This is a genomic window from Vibrio natriegens NBRC 15636 = ATCC 14048 = DSM 759 (assembly GCF_035621455.1).
Lineage (GTDB): Bacteria > Pseudomonadota > Gammaproteobacteria > Enterobacterales > Vibrionaceae > Vibrio > Vibrio natriegens.
In genome coordinates, this window is the sequence record NZ_CP141823.1 from 191,982 (window position 1) to 215,419 (window position 23,438).

The 23,438-nt window shown below is 44.7% G+C and carries 22 protein-coding genes; 11 read left to right on the forward strand and 11 right to left on the reverse strand.

Going from position 1 to position 23,438, the window contains the following annotated elements; translation table 11 throughout:
- Window positions 1-66: 66 nt before the first annotated feature.
- The gene (locus VER99_RS15395) at window positions 67-948 is read right to left on the reverse strand and encodes a LysR substrate-binding domain-containing protein (protein ID WP_020333850.1); all 882 of its coding nucleotides are present in this window, start codon (window positions 946-948) and stop codon (window positions 67-69) included.
- Between the two features lie 102 nt (window positions 949-1,050).
- Between VER99_RS15395 and VER99_RS15400 the strand changes: the two genes are divergently transcribed.
- The 4 genes from VER99_RS15400 (at window position 1,051) to VER99_RS15415 (ending at window position 8,070) form a co-directional block, all read left to right on the forward strand.
- Window positions 1,051-2,241 (forward strand): multidrug effflux MFS transporter, encoded by a 1,191-nt coding sequence (locus VER99_RS15400; protein ID WP_024372602.1) that lies wholly within the window; start codon window positions 1,051-1,053, stop codon window positions 2,239-2,241.
- 144 nt (window positions 2,242-2,385) lie between these two features.
- Window positions 2,386-3,609 (forward strand): efflux RND transporter periplasmic adaptor subunit, encoded by a 1,224-nt coding sequence (locus VER99_RS15405; RefSeq protein ID WP_020333848.1) that lies wholly within the window; start codon window positions 2,386-2,388, stop codon window positions 3,607-3,609.
- Window positions 3,610-3,617: 8 nt separating this feature from the next.
- The gene (locus VER99_RS15410; protein ID WP_020333847.1) at window positions 3,618-6,716 is read left to right on the forward strand and encodes a multidrug efflux RND transporter permease subunit; all 3,099 of its coding nucleotides are present in this window, start codon (window positions 3,618-3,620) and stop codon (window positions 6,714-6,716) included.
- 1 nt (window position 6,717) lies between these two features.
- Window positions 6,718-8,070: an efflux transporter outer membrane subunit gene (locus VER99_RS15415; protein ID WP_020333846.1), complete on the forward strand. Its 1,353-nt coding sequence runs from the start codon at window positions 6,718-6,720 to the stop codon at window positions 8,068-8,070.
- A 387-nt stretch (window positions 8,071-8,457) separates the two neighbouring features.
- On the opposite strand, the gene VER99_RS15420 is transcribed toward VER99_RS15415, so the two are convergent.
- From VER99_RS15420 to rsxA, 10 genes are all read right to left on the reverse strand, one after another.
- Window positions 8,458-9,590 (reverse strand): IS3 family transposase gene (locus tag VER99_RS15420; protein ID WP_373423025.1). Its coding sequence is split into 2 segments (ribosomal slippage): window positions 8,458-9,338 and window positions 9,338-9,590, totalling 1,134 coding nucleotides; the frame shifts between segments, so codons are not numbered across the junction.
- A gap of 66 nt (window positions 9,591-9,656) precedes the next feature.
- Window positions 9,657-10,160 (reverse strand): hypothetical protein, encoded by a 504-nt coding sequence (locus VER99_RS15425; RefSeq protein WP_152490549.1) that lies wholly within the window; start codon window positions 10,158-10,160, stop codon window positions 9,657-9,659.
- A gap of 489 nt (window positions 10,161-10,649) precedes the next feature.
- On the reverse strand, window positions 10,650-11,186 hold the full coding sequence (locus VER99_RS15430) for a flavodoxin (protein WP_020333842.1): 537 nt from the start codon (window positions 11,184-11,186) through the stop codon (window positions 10,650-10,652).
- A 136-nt stretch (window positions 11,187-11,322) separates the two neighbouring features.
- Complete coding sequence (locus VER99_RS15435; protein ID WP_020333841.1) at window positions 11,323-11,589, reverse strand: RnfH family protein; 267 nt, start codon at window positions 11,587-11,589, stop codon at window positions 11,323-11,325.
- Window positions 11,590-11,591: 2 nt separating this feature from the next.
- Window positions 11,592-12,272, reverse strand: coding sequence for an electron transport complex subunit E (locus VER99_RS15440; RefSeq protein ID WP_020333840.1), 681 nt, complete (start codon window positions 12,270-12,272; stop codon window positions 11,592-11,594).
- Window positions 12,265-12,873, reverse strand: coding sequence for an RnfABCDGE type electron transport complex subunit G (locus VER99_RS15445; RefSeq protein ID WP_020333839.1), 609 nt, complete (start codon window positions 12,871-12,873; stop codon window positions 12,265-12,267). Before VER99_RS15445 ends, VER99_RS15440 begins: the two co-directional genes overlap by 8 nt.
- A gap of 2 nt (window positions 12,874-12,875) precedes the next feature.
- Window positions 12,876-13,871 carry an RnfABCDGE type electron transport complex subunit D gene (locus tag VER99_RS15450; protein WP_020333838.1) on the reverse strand — a complete coding sequence of 332 codons (996 nt, stop codon included), beginning with the start codon at window positions 13,869-13,871 and terminating at the stop codon, window positions 12,876-12,878.
- Complete coding sequence (rsxC, locus tag VER99_RS15455) at window positions 13,868-15,445, reverse strand: electron transport complex subunit RsxC (protein WP_020333837.1); 1,578 nt, start codon at window positions 15,443-15,445, stop codon at window positions 13,868-13,870. Before rsxC ends, VER99_RS15450 begins: the two co-directional genes overlap by 4 nt.
- Before the next feature lie 9 nt (window positions 15,446-15,454).
- A complete protein-coding gene (locus VER99_RS15460; RefSeq protein ID WP_020333836.1) occupies window positions 15,455-15,982 on the reverse strand; it encodes an RnfABCDGE type electron transport complex subunit B in 528 nt (175 codons plus the stop codon).
- Between the two features lie 13 nt (window positions 15,983-15,995).
- On the reverse strand, window positions 15,996-16,571 hold the full coding sequence (gene rsxA / locus VER99_RS15465) for an electron transport complex subunit RsxA (protein ID WP_014234038.1): 576 nt from the start codon (window positions 16,569-16,571) through the stop codon (window positions 15,996-15,998).
- Window positions 16,572-16,866: 295 nt separating this feature from the next.
- Between rsxA and nifL the strand changes: the two genes are divergently transcribed.
- The 7 genes from nifL to VER99_RS15495 all read left to right on the forward strand — a co-directional run bounded on the left by nifL (window position 16,867) and on the right by VER99_RS15495 (window position 23,437).
- A complete protein-coding gene (nifL, locus tag VER99_RS15470; protein ID WP_020333835.1) occupies window positions 16,867-18,408 on the forward strand; it encodes a nitrogen fixation negative regulator NifL in 1,542 nt (513 codons plus the stop codon).
- Entirely contained in the window at window positions 18,405-20,003 is a 1,599-nt protein-coding gene (gene nifA / locus VER99_RS15475; RefSeq protein ID WP_020333834.1) for a nif-specific transcriptional activator NifA, read from the forward strand. The genes nifL and nifA overlap by 4 nt, the downstream gene beginning before the upstream one ends.
- Before the next feature lie 141 nt (window positions 20,004-20,144).
- A complete protein-coding gene (gene nifB / locus VER99_RS15480) occupies window positions 20,145-21,470 on the forward strand; it encodes a nitrogenase cofactor biosynthesis protein NifB (protein ID WP_236614651.1) in 1,326 nt (441 codons plus the stop codon).
- Entirely contained in the window at window positions 21,448-21,708 is a 261-nt protein-coding gene (locus tag VER99_RS23015; RefSeq protein ID WP_076633454.1) for a 4Fe-4S dicluster domain-containing protein, read from the forward strand. Before nifB ends, VER99_RS23015 begins: the two co-directional genes overlap by 23 nt.
- On the forward strand, window positions 21,708-22,232 hold the full coding sequence (locus VER99_RS15485; RefSeq protein ID WP_020333832.1) for a nitrogen fixation protein NifQ: 525 nt from the start codon (window positions 21,708-21,710) through the stop codon (window positions 22,230-22,232). The genes VER99_RS23015 and VER99_RS15485 overlap by 1 nt, the downstream gene beginning before the upstream one ends.
- A gap of 314 nt (window positions 22,233-22,546) precedes the next feature.
- The gene (gene cspE, locus VER99_RS15490) at window positions 22,547-22,759 is read left to right on the forward strand and encodes a transcription antiterminator/RNA stability regulator CspE (RefSeq protein ID WP_014234032.1); all 213 of its coding nucleotides are present in this window, start codon (window positions 22,547-22,549) and stop codon (window positions 22,757-22,759) included.
- Between the two features lie 270 nt (window positions 22,760-23,029).
- Complete coding sequence (locus VER99_RS15495; RefSeq protein WP_014234031.1) at window positions 23,030-23,437, forward strand: VF530 family protein; 408 nt, start codon at window positions 23,030-23,032, stop codon at window positions 23,435-23,437.
- The last annotated feature ends 1 nt before the right edge of the window (window position 23,438 follow it).

A 23,438-nucleotide genomic window follows, 5' to 3' on the forward strand; every position in this document is an offset into this window, starting at 1 on the left:
TCGACATTGGGCATACCACTCTCTGCTATTGACAGCGAACGATGCACATAAAAAACAAGTAATCACTTAGTTGTTTTTTATGTACGTAAGCAACGAACGTAAAGACGCACTCATTGTATTCCTTTTGTATATCATTGAGATATCAATAGCGATATCCCCTATGCCTTTTAATGGGATATAAACAATTCCCGCATGATTAAGCGTAGTTCGCATCACTTCAGGAACAACGGAAATACCTAACCCGCTAGAAACGATAGCCAACACAGACATTAAATTGGATGTTCTCTGGACAATATTCGGCTCAAAATTGTGAAGAGCCCTGAGCGCTTTGCCATCATCCCTATCGGAATTTGAGTACACAACAAAGCTTTCATGAACAAGATCAGACATCAGTACTTCGGTTCTTGTTGCTAATCGGTGCGTAGAAGGAACAACAATACATGGCGGCCAACTCACCAGCTTTTCAGCACACAGTTCTTCAGAAACCTCCAACCCAAACGTGGTGCAAAATCCAAGATCAAGCTTCTCGTTCTTCAGGGATTCCAATTGCGAGAGAGGGTTCACTTCGGTTAAGTGGATATCAATATCCGGCATGTGCTTCCTGAAAGGTTGAATGTATTGACCGAGTAATCCCGAATAAGCAACGCTCCCCGAATAACCAATATTCAATCGTCCCATCGTGCCATTCAATACAGAACGGGCGACCAACTCAGCCTTTTCGAGTTGCCTGACTGCAAAGTAGGATTCATGTAAGAAATGAGTTCCCGCCGAAGTCAATCGCACGTCACGACTAGTCCTCTCAAACAAACGTCCTCCGAGCTTTTCTTCCAACGTTTTTATCTGAATGCTAAGTGCTGGCTGGGCGATGTGTAAACGTTCTGCTGCTTTTCCAAAGTGCAGTTCTTCGGCGACAGCAATAAAGTAACGTAGTTGCTTAATCTCTAACATTGATTCAATTTTTATTATCAATAATGTCGTTATTATATATTGGTGATTATCAATAATCACTCGTAAAATGTGATTTAACGCAATTTATAGTCAGGGGTCACAATGCCATCAAACTCAAATACTATGAATCTACCCATCGAAAAACGTGGATTCCTTACCTTGGTACTTGCAGCGCTTTCTATATTCGCTCCGTTTGCCACCGATATGTACTTATCTGGTTTTACTTCTATTGCTGCAGATTTGAATACGGATATCTCCAATGTCCAATTTAGCCTTTCGACTTTTTTTATTGGTATGGCATTAGGGCAACTCCTTTATGGTCCTCTCGCGGATAAGTACGGGCGACGCATACCATTAGTCATAGGAATAGTAATATTTATTGTTTCTTCTCTTGCTATAGCTTTAGCGCCAAACATTCAGATGTTTAATGGGTTTCGCTTTATACAAGCGATAGGAGGATGCTCTGGAATGGTGATAAGCCGTGCGATTATTCAAGACGTCTATGATCAGAAAGAATCTGCGCAAGCGTTATCACTAATGATGGTTATTCAAGGAGTTGGACCTATCGTTGCTCCTGTTCTAGGCGCTTATTTACTGCTTAACGGTAGTTGGAACGTCATTTTTTACTTTCTGGCAGGCTTTGGATTACTTTGTCTGGCTCTTACCTATAAATACGTACCTGAATCATTACCAAAAGAACAACGACAAACGCAAAATATGGCGGGCATTTATCAGGGGTTTAAAGCGTTATTAACCGACAAGTCATTCATTTTACCTTCATTGTCAGGTGGGTTGGCCCTCTCTGTTATGTTTTGCTTCATCACAGGTTCTCCAAATATCTTGATGAACATTTATGGTTTATCCCAGCAACACTATAGTTGGGCATTCAGCGGCACTGCGTTATTCATGGTTTTTATGAGCCAATTAAATCGTATGTTGCTGGCAAGGTTTTCACCGCAAGCTATTTTTAATAGCTCTGTATTCATCAGCTCACTAGTCGCTTTGATACTGCTTTTGCTTCGAGATACTGCAAACATTTTTGTGTTTCTGGTTCCGTTAGCGGTATGTGTTGGACTCGTCCCTGTCGTCAGCGCCAACGCCATGGCATTGGCGATGTCTTCTCGAACAAAAGATGCGGGTAGCGCATCATCTCTTATCGGGGTAGTTCAATTCGGGTTAGCCGGAGGCATCAGTGCATTGGTCAGCGTCATGGATAACGGTACCGCTCTCCCCATGACAGCAATGATTCTTACATGCTCTGCTTGTGCGTTCGTTCTAAACCGTCTGCGCTAGAGGAGAAAACAAATATGTGAATACCGATCGATATAGCTCGTCTTGCTCTGCGGGCTATCGAAGTCTCTTAACTGTTTATCAGCAAAAATAACTATATCAAATAGACTTTAAATACACCCTTAATTGCAATTGCCGGAGAAAAATATGGTCAGATCTTTCAAGATCTTTTGGGTTTGTACATTCGCAGCCACGCTTAACTGGCTCTCAATTGGGAACGCCTTAGCGCAGGAGGCGCCCCAGAACGATAATGCGATGGAAGTCGGTGCTCTTACCCTTAAGCGTCAGCTCGTCCCTACTGTGTATAGTCTTCCTGGTAGGACTGTCGCTTATGAGCAAGTCGAAATACGTCCCAGAGTCGATGGTGTAGTTACGAAAGTTGTCTACCAACCTGGCCAAACGTTAAAAATCGGTGAACCTCTTTTTGAATTAGATGATGCAGCTTATGTGGCATCGGTTGAATCATATAAAGCCGATCTTGCGGCTGCCGAAGCAGATTTGCCAGTTAAAAAAGCGGCATATCAAAGGTCTTTAAAACTAAAAGGAAAAGGGTTCACTGCCGCTGAGGTGGAAAGTGCCCAATCGGAACTTGCAGCCGCTCAAGCAACTTATGACTCAGCGAAGAGCAACTTGAAATACGCAACAACTCAGCTTTCCTGGACAAAAATAACCAGCCCGATTCAAGGGAAAGCAGAGGTATCGGAGGTGTCTGCGGGTGATTTGGTCACGGCAGGTCAATCTGACTCTATGACCACGATAACTCGATTAAATCCTATCTACATGGATATGCTAGAAACCTCGTCTAGAATTCTCTCAATAAGACGCAAAATAGACCGTGGAACGTTAATCCCAAACGAAAAAATAAAAGCGAGCCTCATCCTTGATGATGGAGAGGTTTATCAAGGGATAGGTTCTCTAGTTACTGCGAGCGCTACGACGTCTACTTCAACTGGGACCGTCACCATTCGATTTGCATTCGATAACCCTGAAGAGCTGCTACTACCTGGGATGTTTGTTCGAGCATCGGTCGAACTAGGCAAAACAAACGCTTTTTTAATTCCTCAACGTGCGGCGCAGAGAAACAGTGCCGGTGAACTGATGGTATATGTCATTGAAGACGGCAAAGCCAAACAGGTAGAGGTTACCGCTGAAGGTAGCTATCAAAACAATTGGATTGTGACTAAAGGAGTCAAAGAGGGACAAAGCCTTATTCTCGATGGATTAAAAACAATGTCTGATGGTGTATCGGTCGTTCCTGTTCCCGCTGAAGTTGATGAATTCGGTTTAGTGAAAGACAAGCAAACCGATACCAGCGTTGAGCCTTCCTCAAACCAGAACGATACCGTTTCTGAAAATCCAACTAATGAATAGAAGGGTTTATGTCTAGATTCTTTATACATCACCCAGTCTTTGCCTGGGTTATTGCTATTGTCGTGATGCTGGCTGGCTATTTTGGCTTGTCTAGCATGGCCATATCACAGTATCCAAATATTGCTCCGACGACGGTTCGTATTTCCGCAACCTATACCGGCGCAACCGCTAAAACGGTACAGAATTCAGTAACAACCGTCATTGAAGATGGCATGACTGGTTTAGATGGCTTGACTTACATGACGTCAACATCATCGTCTGGCAGTTCGTCCATTTCTCTCGTGTTTGATGGGAGCATTGAACCGGCTATGGCTCAGGTCCAGGTTCAGAATAAACTACAGCTGGTACAGGCTTCTCTTCCTAGTACGGTTACAAGTACCGGTGTCAGTGTCACGCGTTCTACCTCATCAATACTTTTGGTTGGTGCCTTAGTCGATGAATCAGACCGCTACTCTCAGGTAGAATTAGGCGATATTCTCGACCGTACGATCAAAGATCCTGTTCAGCGTACATCTGGTGTTGGTTCCATCGATACCTTTTCTTCACCCTACGCGATGAGAATTTGGTTAGACCCAGATAAACTGCATAAATATGGATTAACTGCAAACGATGTGACAGATTCGGTTTCTGATCAAAACAGCAATGTGTCTGTTGGGTCACTGGGATCTCTGCCTACCGAAAATGGGCAACAAATCACGGTGCCTCTGAATGCTCAATCTCAGCTGTCGACGGTGAGAGAATTTGAAAAAATATCGTTATCTACCACCAGCGATGGATCTACCGTTTACCTGGGTGATGTCGCCAGAATAGAAATTAACTCTGAAGATCTCTCTTCGACTTCTCGCTTCAACGGAAAGCCAGCGGCTGGTTTTGGCGTGAATCTCGCGAATGGTGCAAACGCGGTCGATACAGCAACAGCCGTTAGGGATAAACTAAGCACTCTATCTCACTCTTTGCCCAGTGGTGTAAAAGTCGTTTACCCCTACGATACTTCCCCTTTTGTCGAAGAATCCATTAGTCAGGTTTACCACACTCTGGGAGAGGCGATTGTTCTGGTTTTTTTAGTTATCTTTGTTTTTCTGCAAAGTTGGAGAGCAACCATAATCCCCACTATTGCAGTACCTGTCGTGCTTCTGGGTACATTCGGTATTCTTTCTGTTTTTGGTATGTCTGTTAACACCTTGTCTATGTTTGCATTGGTGCTCGCTATCGGCCTGTTGGTGGATGACGCGATTGTCGTGGTTGAAAACGTAGAACGGGTGATGGAAGATGAGAAAATTGATGCCGTGACAGCTACCGAAAAAAGTATGAAAGAAATTTCGGGCGCATTAGTCGGCATTGTTCTTGTGCTTTCTGCAGTATTTTTACCAATGGCATTTATGTCGGGTTCAACGGGTGTTATCTATAAGCAGTTTTCCGTTACGATAATTTCCGCCATGGTTCTGTCGCTGTTCGTGGCTCTCATTCTGACACCGGCAATGTGTGCCAGTTTACTCAAACCCTCACATAGTCAGTCCGAGTTTATTGCCAGCAAATTATTTAATCAGGGTTTTGACCGATTAAACAACAAATACATCAGCGGCGTTGGTCATTTTATAACACGTCCAGTTCGTATGTTGCTGATATTGGCCGCAATCGTCGTCGCTATCGGTTTCACCTATCGAGTGCTCCCGTCGTCGTTTGTTCCGACAGAGGATCAGGGCGTAATGATGGGAATGGTGACATTGCCGGAAACAGCCACCCAGGTACAAACGGAAGAAGCTCTCGAAAATATTGAGACGTATTTGCTCAATGACCAAAAAGATTATGTCGACGCTGTATTTTCTGCGGTGGGCTTTAGTTTTAATGGCTCTGGCCAAAACAGCGCCATGATGTTTATAAAACTTAAGGACTTTGAACAACGAAGCGATATGCCCGCAGGACAGATCGCTGCCAATGCGAACCAGCACTATTTGAACAACCGCATGGGGCAAATTATTTTCATGCAGCCCGCAGCGATACAAGGTATGGGTAACTCATCTGGCTTTGATTTTTATCTGGTTGATGATAATGGTAACGGTGCTGAGGCCTTACACAACGCGGCAGAAACACTAGTTCGCAATGCACAGCAAACTGAAGAAGTCAGTGGCCCTCGTGCCAGTTCTTCAGCAATGAAGTCTTCATTACAACTGAATATTGATCGTGAAAAGGCTCAATCGTTCGGGCTATCACTTGCTGATATTAATTCAATGTTAACCACCATATTTTCCGGTAGTTATGTCAATGACTTCACGCTCAATGAAAAACTTCGTGAAGTGATCGTACAAGGTGATTCACCATACCGAATGCAACCTGAAGACGTTTTCCGTTGGCACGCGGTCAACAGTGATGGTGAGGCCGTTCCTTTTCGCTCGTTCATGAGTCAGAGTTGGGAGCAAACCTCTTCAACGCTATATCGCTATGGTGGTACGAGCGCAATAGAAATAACAGGTGATGCAGCCGAAGGGGTTTCTACCGGTGAAGCCATGGATCGCATGGAACAGTTAGTGTCGGAACTTCCTGGTAATTACGGCATTGCATGGGTAGGGTTATCGCTTCAGGAAAAAATGTCAGGCAGTCAGGAATCGATGCTTTATGCCTTATCGGTGTTAATTGTATTTCTTTGTCTTGCCGCACTGTATGAAAGTTGGTCTGTGCCATTTTCGGTGATGTTAGCCGTTCCTGTGGGGCTACTTGGCGCACTCTGCGCTGCCTTACTTTTCGATCAGTCAAATGATGTCTATTTCAAAGTGGGCATGCTGACGACAATCGGACTAGCAGCCCGTAACGCAATTTTAATCGTTGAATTTGCCGAAAGCCTGAAAGAACAAGGCTACTCTTTGGTTGAAGCCTCATTACAAGCAGCCAGGCAGCGTTTACGACCTATCTTAATGACCACGTTAGCGTTTATGTTCGGTGTTTTGCCCCTCGCGATAGCAGCAGGTGCAGGTGCGAATGCTCAAAACTCTATTGGTATTGGTATGCTAGGTGGCATAATCTTTTCTGCCGTATTTGGCATATTTATGGCTCCGGTCTTCTACGTATCGGTTATGTCTGCCGTACAAAAGATCAGAAGTAAGGAGAAATAAAATGAATTTAATCAAATGTATCCCCATTTTATTTGTTGCTGGCTGCACGACTGTTGGTCCTGATTTTCAACAGCCAGACATTGATATCTCTCAGAGCTATATCGGTGTTGAACAAAATGCTCAACGCTCTGAACAATTGACGGTCAATGCGTGGTGGTTGGAGTTTAATGATCCGGTCCTCAATGGCTTGATAGAAAGAGGGCTAAAGCAGAATCTGGATATCGCAGCTGCAAAGGAAAGGATACGAGAAGCAGAAGCCGTCATGAGAACCACGGGGATCAATGCGCAGTTAGATGGTTCAGCTGATACCGATTACCTTCGCAGTGGTGGCGAAGGCACATCTACCGACAATGTTTCGACTACCAGCCTGAGTGCAACGTTCGTTATTGATCTGTTTGGTGGCATAAGCCGGGAGCGAGAGGCAGCAATCGCTGACTTAGCTGCAGCTGAAGCTGACTTGGAAACAACCAGGCTCGCCTGGCTAGCTGACTTAGTTTCCGCTTACTTAGATGCTCGCTATTATCAAAAGACACTGACACTGACCAACGAAACCATACGCTCCAGAATGGATACGGTCGATATCACTGACTTGCAGTATCGAGCAGGTGCTTCAACCGAATATGACTTAGTGAAAGCGCAAGCTTTACTTGAATCTGCCCGAGCTGACTATCCCGGTTACATAGCAAGCTTGAATGCGAATATTTTTTCGATAGCGACATTGCTCAATGAACCTGCAGATAAGATCATGCAAGAGGTGCAGCAGAACACTGTTGAGCAAAATATACCGTCTACTCCGGGCTATGGTGTGCCTGCTGATTTATTGCGTAACAGACCCGACATTCATTATTACGAGTCGCTACTTCATGCAGCAGTGGCCGACGTCGGCGTAGCTACTGCAGACATGTACCCTTCTCTAACTTTAACCGGTGATATCAGTACTATCGATGGAGACGGAAGCTGGTCGTTTGGCCCGGCGCTTTCATTACCGATATTTAATCAAGGTGCACTGAGAGCGCAAAAGGATGTGAAACTGTCTGTAGCAAAACAAGCAGAAATAGATTGGCGTTCTGCAGTCATTGATGCCGTTGAAGATGTGCAAGTTTCTATATCGAATTTCACACAATATCAAACACAAAGTGACGCGTTAAAAAAATCATCCGATTTTTATTCCAAGGCATTGTTATTAGCACAGCAAAACTTCCGTGATGGGGCAATAACGTTATTGGACTTGCTCGATACGGATCGTTCTGCCGCATCAGCAAAAATTAGTGCTGCATCAGCAATAAACGAAACGACCAAAGAATGGGTTACCTTGCAAATTGCCATGGGTGCGGGCTCAAAAGTCATAGAGTAAAGCTACAACTTGCGGTTGTATAAAATATCACTTTATAGTTCTAATTATCACTTTATGGTTGCATCAACAATTCTGTTAAAAAACCATAAAGTGATATTTTTAATTCCCTAATAATCAATTCCTTACCCAAAACATAACCATATATTGATATCGTCTAACCCAATCATAAGTTGATATTTTTGTGATACTAATCTTTAAGACTCCAAGATGTAGCAAGAACTTGACTTGCAAAAAATAGTTCTATTACTTTCCAATAGTAATATGTAAACCGACAAAATCTTTTGGTAGTGAAAGTACGACGGAATCGCTTGGTGATAACACGCTAAAGTTAAGTATCATAAATCTGAAATGGACAGCGTTTTAGAACTGGTGACCTGCCCCCGAGAACTAATCCAAAACTTCATTAGTAATGCTTGTTAAATTACCGCTGTTTCGTGCCGTTCTTGTTGTCGCAGCAAACTCAGAAGGAGTTAAGTAACCCAGAGCTGAGTGGGGGCGATTTTCATTGTAATCCATTCGCCAGAGGCTGATTAGGTCACGAGCATGACTCAAATCCCTAAACCAGTGCTCGTTTAAACATTCATCTCTGAACTTACCATTAAAACTTTCAATATAAGCATTTTGTGTCGGTTTTCCTGCTTGGATTAATTTTAAAATCACACCATGCTGATAAGCCCATTGGTCAAGCGCTTTCCCTGTAAATTCTGGGCCTTGATCCGTTCGAATTGCTTCTGGATAACCTCGAAACGCAGCGATAGACTCCAGCGTGATCACAACTTCATCCCCCGAGATCCCCGTAGCAACAGGAATATCTAGGCACTCCTTTGTGTAGTCATCCACAATCGTCAGGCATTTAATCCGTCTGCCGTTACTGAGCGCATCCATCACAAAGTCCATAGACCAAGTGTGATTTGGTACTGAGGGAAGCAAGAGAGGCTCTCGCTCAACACACTGTGATTTTCTACGTCTCCGTTTGCTGACCGTTAAGCCTAATTCGCAGTACAAGCGATAAACTCGCTTATGGTTAACATCAAAACCTTCTCGTTTCAGCAAGCGATGGATTCGACGATAACCAAATCGACGTCGTTCCAATGCCAACTCTTTTATACGAGCCTGAAGCTTATCATCTTCGCGATTAGCTTGAGGTTGATATCGCAGTGACGCGCGTTGAATACCGACGAGCAGACAGGCTCTGCGTTCTGAAAGCTGGGTGCCTTTCTGAATGATTTTAACAGCCTTGCGCTTGTCCTCGACGGTCAGTACTTTTGGCTAAGAGCGATTTTCAGGGCTTCTGCATCCAGCAACGTCTTAGCCAGCAGCTTTTTGAGCCGAGCGTTCTCGTCTTCCAGTGCCTTAAGGCGACGGGCTTCAGAGACATCCAGTCCTGCGTATTTTTTGCGCCATGTATAAAACGTCGCATCCGATATCCCATGCTTGCGGCAAAGCTCTCGGGCGGGAATACCTGCTTCCGCTTCCTTTAAAATGGCAATGATTTGTTGTTCATTGAATCGCTTTTTCATGTTCATCATCTCCTTGGTTGGATGAACATTACTAAGTGTAGACTGGACTAGATTAAGGGGAGCAGGTCAGTTGTACTTCGATTGTTTTTTTAATCCAGACACGCTCATATTGGTTAACTCAGCGAATTGTTTTTGAGTAAGGTGATCAGTCCCAAAGTAATCACTTAACAAATGAGATGGCGTGTGAATATTGATATGTTGTCGCATGATTTCGAGCGACTGATTTTCTACAGATGAGAGTAAAACTCGTAGCACACTTCTCCAAGCTAAATCCGAAATCTGCCTGGATTGAAGATCACTTTCAATCAAGATCACGGCATCATCAAGATTAAAATGTTGCAACGAAAAACTGAAAAATTCGAAGCCAGAAATCAGTTCAAGTTGGTCTGGTTTTGATAAAACAGCGCGGTAAATTTGATCACATTGAATCGCATTAATTGCTTCCAAACCTACCTGAACTTTATCGAACTTAAACACCATTGAATGAAAAAAATTGAAGGCATCGAGAGCCTCTGGGTGAACTCGAGTGGATAAGTTTTTCTTCTTAGATTTTGCTAATAACGTTGCCACTTCATACCTAATATCTAAAATAAAGGTACCAAAAGTGTCTTGTTCACAACTATGAATTGGTACCATAGTTAACTTTAATATGGCATTAAATGGTGTTAATGTAAATTGAAAAAATAGTCTTAAACCCTTATCTAATAAAGATTTTATTGTTTAACCAAGGCTTACTTTTCACTAGGGTTACATCCTTCCAAGCTGATGATGCGGGTTCGATTCCCGCTGCCCGCTCCAAGCTTTCTTGCTTAAGTTTTAAATCCTATTGTTCACCATTCCCAACAAAGCACTTGATTTACTGTCAGTAACGTCATCATGACAATCTAGCTTTAATCATATTATCCAAAACCGATACGCTCCATAGAACAAAATTGCATAAAAAAGCCACTCTCACGACAAGAATGGCGTTGTGCCTATGACAGTTAAGTTCGGCAAAATAACAAAAAACCACAAGCTATCAGTTAATTACTGATATTGGGTTAATAGCTTTATTTTTATTCATAGCTCCATTTCAGCTTTAATCTGCTCAACCCAACCTGCAATACGCTGCTCAGTCAGACTTGATTGATTATCTTTGTCGATCACTAACCCGACAAAGTCATCGCCGTCAACCGCATTAGAGGCCGTAAACTCGTACCCTTCTGTGGGCCAAAAACCAACCATCTCTGCACCGCAGTTGGCGACATGATCATATAGCTCACCAAGTGCATCCACAAATTCGTTGCTGTAACCAACCTGATCGCCCAATCCATATAGCGCAACTTTTTTTCCCGATAGATCCATGTCCGAGAAGTTGGGTAGAAACTCTTCCCAGCTCTCTTCTTGGCAATCTGCTGATAGTCCTGGAAGTTGTCCCTCTCCTAACGTTGGCGTACCGAGAATCAGATAGTCATAACTGGCAAATTCATCGGCGTCGACGCGATTAATGTTTTTCGGTTTATCCGCAACCTCGTCACCAAGTTGTTTTTGGATCAACTTGGCCATTTTGCGAGTGCTGCCCATATCAGTACCAAAGAAAATTCCCACTTTGCTCATAATTAGCTCCTTGCTTAAATTTTTGTCATGGCAGGGATACGCTGCAAAATATCTACCACACATTTAGTTCTATATTTTCAATAAGTTAAAAATTTCCTTTCAAACAATGTCTGACCTAATGTCGCAAAGGTGACAATTAATCGTCATCATCCTCATCTTCGTCGTCGTCAGGCTGCCAAATTAACGGGCGATATATTTCCACACGGTCACCTTCTTTTAGCTCACTATCCAACTTTGTGGATTTGCCAAAAATACCCACTTTTTGTTTGTCGAGATCGATAGCGGGAAACATATCTAGAATATTCGAAACCTGAATAGCGCTAAGTACGGTTGCGCTATGGTCAACATCGACCGACAACCATACCTGTTCATCCGGTAAGGCGTAGACCACACTTACTTTCATAGTTACCCCCTAGTGCTATGTGCTAACGCTGGCGTTGTGTTTGCCACCATGGATTCGTATTTCTGTTTTAACGCCAGAACCAAGCCCAAAACCAGAAAGCCTCCCGGCGGCAAAATAACCAACAACACCCCTTGGTAATCATCAATAATGACCATTTCCAGAAACGCAAAACGTTCGCCCAAAAGAAGATGCGCATTGCTAAACAAGGTTCCACTACCGAGAATTTCGCGTATCGCGCCGAGCATAGTCAGTACCCAAGTAAAGCCTAACCCCATAAACAGACCATCCACGATAGAGGGCATGACAGCGCTTCTACTGGCAAACGATTCGACACGCCCGAGGATGGCGCAGTTTGTAACAATCAACGGTATAAATAGACCGAGAACTTTGTGAAGAGAATGGAGGTAGGCGTTCAGCAATGCATCGGTCAGCGTGACAAGTGTGGCGATGATGATGACATTCACTGGAATACGTACGGTTTTGCTGATGACACCTTTCGCCATCGAGTTAAGCGTATTTGCCGCAACCATCACGACCATAGTGGCCAGGCCAAGACCAAGGCCGTTCGTCGCACTGCTGGTTACGGCGAGTAAAGGACAAAGCGCAAGGGACTGCTTGAGTACAATGTTATTGCCCCATAAACCTTGTGACATAGTGCTTTTGTACTGGTTTGATTCACTCATTGTTCGCTCCTTGATAAGATTCAAGCGCTAGCAACGCCTGATGCACGCCTTTTACTACGGCTCTCGGTGTAATTGTTGCGCCGCTAAATTGGTCAAAATCACCCCCATCCTTTTTCACCGCCCACACACCTGTGCTCTCTAAAGTGCGTTTGGCAAAACTGAGTATCCAACTGCTTTTTTCCGCTTCGATTTTGTCACCCAGTCCTGGCGTCTCACTGTGACTGATGATTCGAACGCCGATAATCTCACCACTGATTTTTAAGCCGATAAGAAAGCGGATCGTGCCACTGTATCCTTCCTGCTCACCCCGGATCACCCAGTTAATCAGTTGCTGATTTTCATCTTCCACTCGATACAGTTCGAATAACTTACCTTCAAATTCGATTAGCTGGCGGTTCGAAAACACGTCATTCGCATAAGGTTGTCCCGCCAGCACCTCCCTCAATAGCGCGTTCTGATCTTCTAAGATACGCTGAGAGATGATTGGCTTTGTCGCCCAATTCGTAACAAACAAAAGTAATGCAGCGAGCGCACATGCACTGGAAAGCAATATGATTTGATACGAAATACGCTCTTTAAATGGCTGTAATCTGACTTCCATGATTATTTCTCCGTCACTCGGCTAGTACCAAACACATTTGGGCGCAGGTAGTAATCAATTAAAGGGCTAACCGCATTCATAATCAGTACCGCAAAAGCCACGCCTTCGGGGTAGCTACCAAAGGTTCGAATCAACCAAACAAGCAGCCCACACCCCAGCCCATAGATAAGCTGTCCGCGAATACTGGTTGGAGAGGTAACAAGATCTGTCGCGATATAAAATGCGCCCAACATGGCAGCGCCGCTAGTGAGGTGAATCCACGGCGCTAGGTAGGCTTCAGCGTTGATCAAATGACTGACTAAAGCAGGTAGTGTCAGACCAAGCATGAAGGTCACAGGTATCGCCCAGTGAATAATGCGTCGCCAAATCAGATAACCACCGCCACACAAGATAAGGAAAGCACTGGTCTCACCAAGGCTCCCAGAATGCTGCCCAAAAAACTGCTGAGTAAACTCAACCGGCAAGGTTCTTTCAATACTGAGAGCCGTCGCCGCCGTCACGCCGTCAAAACTCAGCCATCCATCCGGTACGGTGACTAAGTTGTTGCTAAAATCTATCGGCGTTGGAGCCGCCCATTGGGTCATTTGAACCGGAAAACAGATCAGTAGCATGACGCGCGCGAGCATGGCTGGATTGAATAAGTTCTGCCCCAGCCCGCCATAGATTTGCTTACCCAAAATAATGGCAAACATACTGCCCAAAACCGCTAAGCTAATTGGGAACGAAGGCGGTAAACTCATGGCGAGTAGCAGCCCGGTCAGAATCGCTGAACCATCAAAACACGCACTAGGTTTCTTTTTCATTGCCAACAAACATAAACATTCGCTTATGATGCTGGTTAAACAACACACGACTATCAGTGCCAAACTGTTGCGACCAAACTGAAAGCCAGCAAATACACAAGCCGGTAATAACGTTAAGATAACGAGATACATGATTCGTGTAGATGAGCTCCCGTTGTGAGCAAATGGGCCAATTATTGAGTCATATTTGATCATAACTGTTGCTCCTTCTCAGCGGCTTTTTCTTGGCGAGATACTCGCGCTGGACGAGGTGGGCGTGCCGGTCTCTCTGGACGAGTCGGCTTTTCCGCTCGCTCAGGTCGAGCATTGCGGGTTGGTCGCGTGACTTTTTTCGCGGCTTTGGCTTTCTTCTCAGTGGCCTCAAGGGCGAGACGCTGTTTTCTGGATTCATTGAGCACTTTGGTCTGAGCCGCTCTTTGCTCCATAAAGGTATGCGATGCAATCACACCCTTTGCGTGCATAAAGTACTGAACTAAAGGAATCGAAGAGGGACAAACATATCCACATGCACCACAAGACAAGCAATGATTCACACCCAGTTCCTCGGCACGTTTTAAATCGGAAACGCGGGTGTACGCGGCCATTTGAAATGGCATCAAACCCATTGGACAAGCACGAACACATTGACCACAGCGAATACACTCTTGATGTTTGGTTTCAATAAACACTTCGTCTTCGGTTAACGCCAGTATTCCGCCAACCGTTTTATCAACAGGCACCTGCATTGAGGGAATAACCTGCCCCATCATAGGTCCGCCCAGAAGTAATCGTTCCGTCGAGTCACTCACCCCGCCGCAATAGTTGATTACTTCGTTCACCGGGGTTCCAATTGGTACCTCGACATTTTTAGGTTCCGCGATCCCCTTACCACTGACCGTGACAATCCGCGAAACCAAAGGACGACGGAATCGAACCGCGTGGTACACCGCCCTAACCGTGGAAATATTGTTAACTAAAATACCGACCTGAGTGGCACGCCCTCCTGGTGGAACATCTTTTCCAGTAAGCGTTTTTATTAAGTGCTTCTCGGATCCCATCGGATAAATACTCGGCACCTTACGCACGTCAATCGTGTCGACTTCACTCGCGGCATAATGGAGCGCACTTAAGGCATCCGGTTTGTTATCTTCCACGCCGATAATGGCCCTTTGCGCACCGCTTGCAATCAGCATCATCTGTATCCCAGAAATAATTTCTTCCGGGTAGGTTTGCATTGTTAAATCATCACTGGTCAGATACGGTTCGCATTCACCTCCATTAATGATGATGGTGTCTACGTTGGCGCTTCTTGAAAATCGCAACTTGACCGCGGCTGGGAAACCAGCGCCACCTAGCCCGACTATGCCCGCTTCCGCCACGCGATCAATAATGGTGTCGGCATCTAAGTTATGGATATCTTCACCCGGCGAAGATACCCCCCATTGCTTATCGTCATTCGCGCGAATCACTACCGTGTCACACTTCACTTTCGCCGGGTGAGTTGTGATATGCGGAACAATCGCCGTCACCACACCATTCACAGATGAATGCAAAGGTGCAACGAAGTCCGTAAGTCCAACAGCAACCAACTGCCCTCTGTGCACTGACTCACCAGGACCAACCAATACTCTTAACTTTGCTCCGGAACGCGTCTGCAAAGGTAAGTAGATATTCCGAGGCCAGAAATGGCGATCAATGCGTTGATCTGACGTTAACTCTTTATAGGCTTTGGGATGAATACCGCCACTAAATGGTTTATTCCACAAACTAACACTGCTTAAACTGGACATGATTCACTCCTAAACCGACAATGAAGGCTTTGGCCAATACCATGTAGACACCGACGGCGTCACTTCGGACATGGTCAAGCAACCTCGTGTACAGGCTTTTTCACATAACTGACAACCGGTACACACGTCTTTTAGTACCGTGTGTAACTGTTTCGGCGCACCGACAATTGCATCAAAAGGACAGGCTTTGTAGCAGCGGTTGCACCCGTTACACTGCGTTTCATCAACTCTTGCCACCAGCTCAGTCTCTTGATCACTTGTATCAATAGAAACACCGAGCAACTGTGCAACGTTTTGAGCAAGTAGCGCTCCGCCAGGTGGACAACAAGCCGGGCTTAGTTCACCAGTGACCATTTTTTCGGCGGCCTGGCGGCAACCAGCCTCTCCACACTGACCGCATTGGCCACCCGGCAGTAATGCTTCAACTTTATCTATCCTCGGGTCGCCTTCCACATGGAACACTTTTGCAGCGTACCCAAGCGCAAGCCCAAGCAATGCTCCGAGCGTGACAAAAAATATAAGCGTCGTAAGTAACATGACTTAGTCTCCTCTATGCCATTCCCGAAAAGCCCATGAAGGCCATCGACAAAAATCCCGCCGTGATGAATGCTATCGGAGAGCCTTTAAATGCTGCCGGAACCTGACTCAACATAAGTTGGCTACGTAAACCAGCAAAAATAGTGATGACGAAAAAGAAGCCCAGAGCAGAACCAAAGCTGAACATCAGGGTGTTGAGAAATGACAAATTGTCTTGAACAGCCAGCAATGCGACCCCAAAAACGGCACAGTTGGTGGTGATGAGCGGTAGAAATACGCCCAGAGACTGGTACAACTCGGGAAATGATTTTTTAACGTATAATTCAGTAAACTGAACGACCGCAGCGATGACCAAAATGAAGGATATGATCCTCATAAACTCCAGATGCAACGGCTTCAAAATCGCAAACTCAATAATCCAGCTTGATACCGTCGCTAAGGTAAGCACGAAAATCGTCGCGATCCCCATTCCCACCGCACTGGTAATTTTGCTCGACACTCCCATGAACGGACACAAGCCCAGAAATTTGGCTAAAACGACATTGTTTACGAATGTCGCACTCAGAAAAATGATCAATCCTTCGGACATAACAGCACTCCACTAGCTTCCTTTCTCGAAGGTGGTGCATAGCGTATGCCACGGAGCGTTTTTGCACTGGAATGAATCAAACAACCCCGTCAATACAGTGCTAGCGCGCAGGCTAAGCGCTTTTCTTTACCAAAATAGCTGTGTCACAAACCCAACAAAGTTCGCTTGTTCGCATGAATAATTGTCCGAAATCAAACAAACCTTCATTTAAGCGGGCCCGTCATACCTGGCTTGAGTGTTTGGAATAGGAAATGCATCGACGGTCTTATATCGCCAAACGTATAAGGAAAGACGTATGGAACAACTTGATAGCCTGCTACCCGATAGCAATTCAACGGTGTTTGACATGCAAGCGTTCGAGCAGATCGTTGCGCATGCTCCTGTCGCCATCAGCATTACCGACAAATATGGCAACATACTTTTCGTCAATAAGACCTTTAATCAGATCACTGGCTATAGTTCACGCGAACTGATTGGTAAAAACTCGTCACTGCTTTCGTATAAGGCAACACCTCAACGCGTATATCAAAATATGTGGCTAGCCATTACCAACGGTGACCATTGGCAAGGTCAGTTGGTCAACAGAAAGAAAAATGGTGAGCCGTATATTGCCGAAATTTCGATTTCTCGGCTAAAAGAGAAAAGTGGCGAGACACGATATTATGCCATCCATCGCGATATTACAGAGCGACACCAACGTATCACTGAGCAAAAAAATCAGTTCACACTCTTTCAGGCGGTGTTGAATGGTTCTTCGACAGCCATTGCACTGGTTGATGCCTCCAACAAGCTGCTAGTCAGCAACAAAAAGTATCAACGGATACAAAACAGCATTCACCACAGCCCTATCGACTTATTGCTGCAAAGCATTCAGAGAGACTATCAACAGACGAGTGTGGTTGAGTTCATCGGCGAACATAAAAACCGTACGCAAAATATCTCTGTTCGAAATGAAGACGGCACATGCGAACGATGGTTTGAATTTACATTGGCGAAAATCCCGGTTTCAACCATCAACATTGAACATTATTTTCTTCCAGACAGTGATGATGACTATAGCGTTATCTCTATCACTGAGCGTACCAAAGAGAAGCTCTTGGTCGAGGAACGACGTATTAATGCTACCAAGCTTATGGCGAGGGACAATAAATACGTCCACGCCATGCAAGAAGCATTAATGGGAACACTGCATCAATTGCAGGGACCGTTCAATGTCATTGATTCCGCTGTAAATATTCTCAAACGTACTAATGCCTCCTGCCCAGGTTTAATCGCGATGGATGACGCAATGGCGAATGCAAATGCAGCCATGCAAGAAATCATGCTCGCCATCCCAGAACGAGAAAGAGAAGCGCGTCAACCAGTGAATCTCAATGAAGTGATTCGTGACTCATGCAGCATCAGTAATGATGAATTGATGAGGCTATCGATCAACTTAGAACTTGATCTATCGCCAAAGCTGTCCTCAATCAATGGCACGCCTCATCGACTTATTCTTGCCATAAAACAGCTCATCGATAACGCGTTAGATGCTATCAAATATGCTAAGCCATCAGATCGGACTCTGTTCATTCAATCTTATGAGAAAAACGGAGAGATAGTGGTTGATATCGAAGACAATGGCTTAGGGGTGAAAGAAGATCTTCGTCTGACCGTATTCCAACCATTTTATAGCACCAAGCCAAAGCACCAGTCTGGCTGTCGCGGTATTGGGCTTTCTATCGTGCAACAGGTGCTCAATGAACATTCAGCCACCGTAACGATCTCAGACAGCCGCCAGCTAAACGGCGCCAAAGTCTGCTTAACATTTCCAATTAATAGCGGTAAGTCATTATGATAGAAGATCATTCTCTTTTAGATTTAGAGCGTCAGTTATTGGCGGCAATGTATCGAATATCTAGTGTTCTAAACGCTAGCTTAAATTACGTTGAGTCGTGCGACAAAATACTTAAAATTCTGCACGATGAGTGTCGTTTACAGTGTGGCATGCTCACTATTCTTGACCACCAAAAGAACATTTTATTGGTTAAGTCTGTACATAGCCCACTTAGCGACAGTAGCCGAGAACAAAAGAACGTTTACTATAAGACCGGTGAAGGTATTGTCGGAGAGGTCCTCAGCCAAGGGAGCTCTATGGTAATTCGTAATCTCGGTAGCGATATGCGTTTTGCGGACAAATTGGCACTTTATGACTATGACAAGCCTTTCATCTGTGTCCCAATCAAAGACAGTAATAGTAAAGTTCTTGGCGCACTTTCAGCCCAACCACCTAATGTCAGCGACGAGCACCTTACGTTGTTGTCGAAATTCCTCGATATGATTGGCAACTTAATCGCCAAGAATATTCAACTGTCTCAGAACGTTGAGCGAACCGAAAAAGAGCTTGTTGATGAGCGTGACGGATTACGCCGTAAAGTCCGTAACAACTACAGTTTTCACAACTTAGTGGGACACACCAAAACCATGAGACAGATTTTCGATCAAATTCGTCTGGTGTCTCGCTGGGATTCTACGGTGTTGGTTCGCGGTGAATCGGGGACAGGTAAAGAGCTTATCGCCAACGCGATTCACTATAACTCTCCTCGTGCTGATCGTCCGTTCATCAAACTCAACTGCGCAGCACTGCCTGATAACTTGCTCGAATCTGAACTGTTCGGTCACGAAAAAGGCGCATTTACAGGTGCGGTCAAGCAGCGTAAAGGGCGATTTGAAATGGCACACAATGGCACTATTTTCCTGGATGAAATTGGCGAAACCAGTGCAGCGTTTCAAGCAAAGTTGTTACGAGTATTGCAGGAGAAAGAGTTTGAACGAGTCGGGGGGACAACAACTATTTCGGTAAACGTGCGTATTATCGCCGCGACTAACCGACACCTGGAAGAGGAAGTGACGCAAGGTAACTTCCGTGAAGACCTTTATTACCGCCTCAATGTTATGCCAATGCACTTACCTCCTCTTCGCGATCGCATTCAAGACATTCCAGAGCTGGCCGAGTTCATGCGCAAAAAGCTCAGTAAGCAACAAGGCCGTAACCTCACCATCAGTGATGATGCGATACGTGTGATGATGAATCACACTTGGCCGGGTAACGTGCGTGAACTAGAAAATACCTTAGAACGCGCTTCGGTATTGTGCGAGTCCGGTGTCATTGATGCCAGTTTAATCAAAATCAACCAGTCTGAACCCAGCTTTTCACCGCCGGTTCAATCCGCTTACACACCCCCACTTTCTGCCGCTGCACCACTTCGCGCTGCAGAAAGTCAGCTTATACATCGGGAGAAAAGCAAACCGGCTGACGAGAGAGAACTGGTAATCGACGCGCTTGAGCGATCTGGTTGGGTAAAAGCCAAAGCAGCAAGGCTGCTCAATATGACGCCGCGTCAAATTGCTTACCGAATTCAAATATTAAATATCGAGATGAAACAAATCTGACAATTTTTGAAAGCCAGATATTGTCGGCAAACGGACAATTGTTACTAGTTAGAATCCTTAGCTTATGTAAAACAATACTTTAGTTAAGGAACAATGATTGCAATGAAGCTTATTAAAGGCATTTAATCATAAGGGGCAGACATGGAAAGTCCTTCATCAAGTGTAAAAAGTGACGATTGTGCACAAGATAATCTTCATCACTTTTTCAATAAACAAACGCAGGATAAAATTGCAAAACACCCGTGCTATTCAAAACAGGCTCATCAATACGCGCGTATGCATTTACCTGTAGCACCAGCATGCAACATACAATGCAACTACTGTAACCGGAAATATGACTGCAGTAATGAGTCTCGCCCGGGAGTCGTGTCACACGTTATGGATAGTGCTGCGGCACTCAAACAGTTTTCAACCATTAAAAAGCGAGCGCCTAACTTGACGGTAGTTGGAATCGCAGGCCCTGGTGATGCTCTCGCAAACCCACAAGCCACATTTAAAACGCTTCGCGATATTCATAAAGCCGACCCAAACGTACAGCTTTGTATCTCAACCAACGGACTTGCACTTGCTGAACATGTTATGACGCTGGCGGTATTAGGCGTTAATCACCTCACCATTACGATTAATTGTATTGATGCTGATATCGGAGAAAAAATCTACCCTTGGATTTTTTACAACCGAAAAAGACTTAAGGGCAAAATCGCGGCACAAACACTTATCGAGCGTCAATTGCTCGGATTACAGTTAGCAGCGAAGGCTGGCATGCTGGTGAAAGTGAACACGGTACTTATCCCGGGCATCAACGACCATCACATTGCTCAAGTATCAGAGAAAGTGAAATCTCTGGGCGCGACGTTACATAACATCATGCCCCTGATTTCCGACCCAAGTCACGGCACCTATTTTGGGTTGAGTGGTCAGCGGGGGCCAACCGAAGATGAACTGCAACGCGTCCGAGAAGAATGCGGTGTGCACATGCCGCAAATGACCCATTGTAAACAGTGCCGAGCAGACGCTGTTGGAATGCTTAGTGATGACAAGGCCTCAACATGCGGCTCGTCTTCTAAACCATCGGTATATAAAGTCGCGGTTGCCAGCCATGGAGAGGCCCACATCGGATTGCATTTTGGCCATGCCAAACGCTTTGAGATCTACCAATATGACCAACAATCACAGCAATTCCTTTTTGAGGAATCACGTAACGTTGCTCAATACTGCACAGGCCAAAGTGAATGTGGTGAAGAGTCTGAAAAAGAAGCCTTGTTCGACACAATCGCAGATTGCCAAGTGGTTCTCAGTGCGAGAATCGGAATCTCACCGTGGCGTGAATTAGAGAAACGTGGAGTGATTCCCAATGTTGACTTCGCCTTCCAACCAGTAAGCAGCAGCTTAGAAGCAATCGCCAAACAATACTGTCGTGAAACTCAGCAAGCGGAGACAAAACATGAGCTTTTCAATCAACAATAAATGTGTCGGCTGTCATGCCTGTATGACCGTGTGTCCTAATCAGGCGATATATAAAAGCGACAGAGCAGACAAACCATTCGCGATTCATTCTAAGCGGTGTAATGAGTGCTCTTCTTTTTGGCACGAGCCACAATGCGCCAGTATTTGCCCTATCGAAGAGGCGATTGTTGACCACACCAGTCGCCCCCTAAACCCTTTAGGCAGCTTGAGCCCGCAACATGATAGGAGCTCAGTATAGTGAACGCTGAAAAATGCAAACAGTACTGGCGACCAATCGTCCACTCTTATCTGAGTGGGCGATCTTCGCTGCCACTTTACCTCGGATTGAAGAAAAGCCACTTTATTCAACTTATTGAATTTTTTGGCCTTGAGGTAAGTTTAGCCAATCTCGAAACCAAACAAGCTAGGTTACGTAGCGAGTTAATGGCATTACGAACAGAAGAATACGATCAACTACGTCAACTGTTATCTCAGAACTTGGATAACTCACACCCGTTTGCAGAAGAAATGGCCATCGTTATATCAAGTGGTTGTACGGGAAGCCAACACCTCTGGCATGACTTAGGACTACCCGAACGGGCTCTACTGACACAATTATTTTCTGACTATTTCCCTAACTTATCTGCTAAAAATGTTAACAACATGCGCTGGAAACGGTTTTTATACCGTCAGTTATGTGAAAACGGCGGCGACTATGTATGTCGCTCGCCAAGTTGTGAAACCTGCTCAAGCTACAGTGAATGCTTCGATACTGTGTCGTAATCTCACTCAATATCGTTTAAATATTGAGCTACCATTGCCGAACGTGTAAGTTCGCGGCTTTTAACATTCAGAGACGTGTAGATCCCAAAAAAATAAATACAAATAATCCTTTACATGTGATCACTAAAAGACAATAATGGCGCCGCTCTGTTGTTCAGAGTTATTAAATGAGACATCACGTAGTAAAAGTAAAACCCTTAGAAAACCAAGTTGTTATCCTCAGTGTTTCCCTTAGCTTCAAAGATACATTAAATAATTCAAGCTACTAGCGCATTCAAATAATTAATTTTTTCAATTTATATAAGGGACATATCATGTCTAATAAAACAACTGGTTCTGTAAAATGGTTCAACGAAACTAAAGGTTTTGGTTTCCTAACTCAAGACAACGGCGGCGCAGACGTATTCGTTCACTTCCGTGCAATCGTTTCTGACGGTTTCAAAACTCTTGCTGAAGGTCAAAAAGTGACTTTCGAAGTAGAGCAAGGCCAAAAAGGTCTTCAAGCTGCTAACGTTGAAGTAGCATAAGATTTTAAGTAGGCGCAGGCTGTAGGAAACTACGGCTTGCGTCACTTATCTCTGATTATTATAAATACCTCCCCCTTTTAAACTCCTCAATTCTCTTTATCTGATTCCCTTTCTTCTATTGATTTTGCCTTATAGCGAGCATCTTTCACGCTTTTAAGCTATTACATGTCATACCCATACAAAATCCCAATCTTGATGAGTAAATGGTCAGATTATTGTGGGAATTGGTATTATGCCTATATTTAAACACGAGCCCCCGAGGTACAGATCATGACTGATGAAGAAAGAATTGAACTTCAAAAAAACAACCCTCTCCATGGTCTTAAACTAGAGACGATGATCGCAGAACTAGCGGATTTTTATGGATGGGATATCTTAGATGCAGCAATGCGATTTAATTGTTTTCATACCAATCCCTCAGTCGCGAGTAGCGTGAAGTATTTAAAGAAAACAGATTGGGCAAGAGAGAAGTTAGAGAACTTTTATTTGTACCGATTTAAGCGCATGCCGAGAGCATCGAGTGAAGAGTTCGAACTGCCTCCACGCGCCCGTACGTTTCCAAACGGACTTAAACCTAAAGAGCCAATGGAACTGACGGTTGAGTCAATCTTGAAATCACAAGCTAAAGCCGCTTCAGCACATAAAGAACGCTCGTCTCGAGGCCGTTCTAAACGTTAAT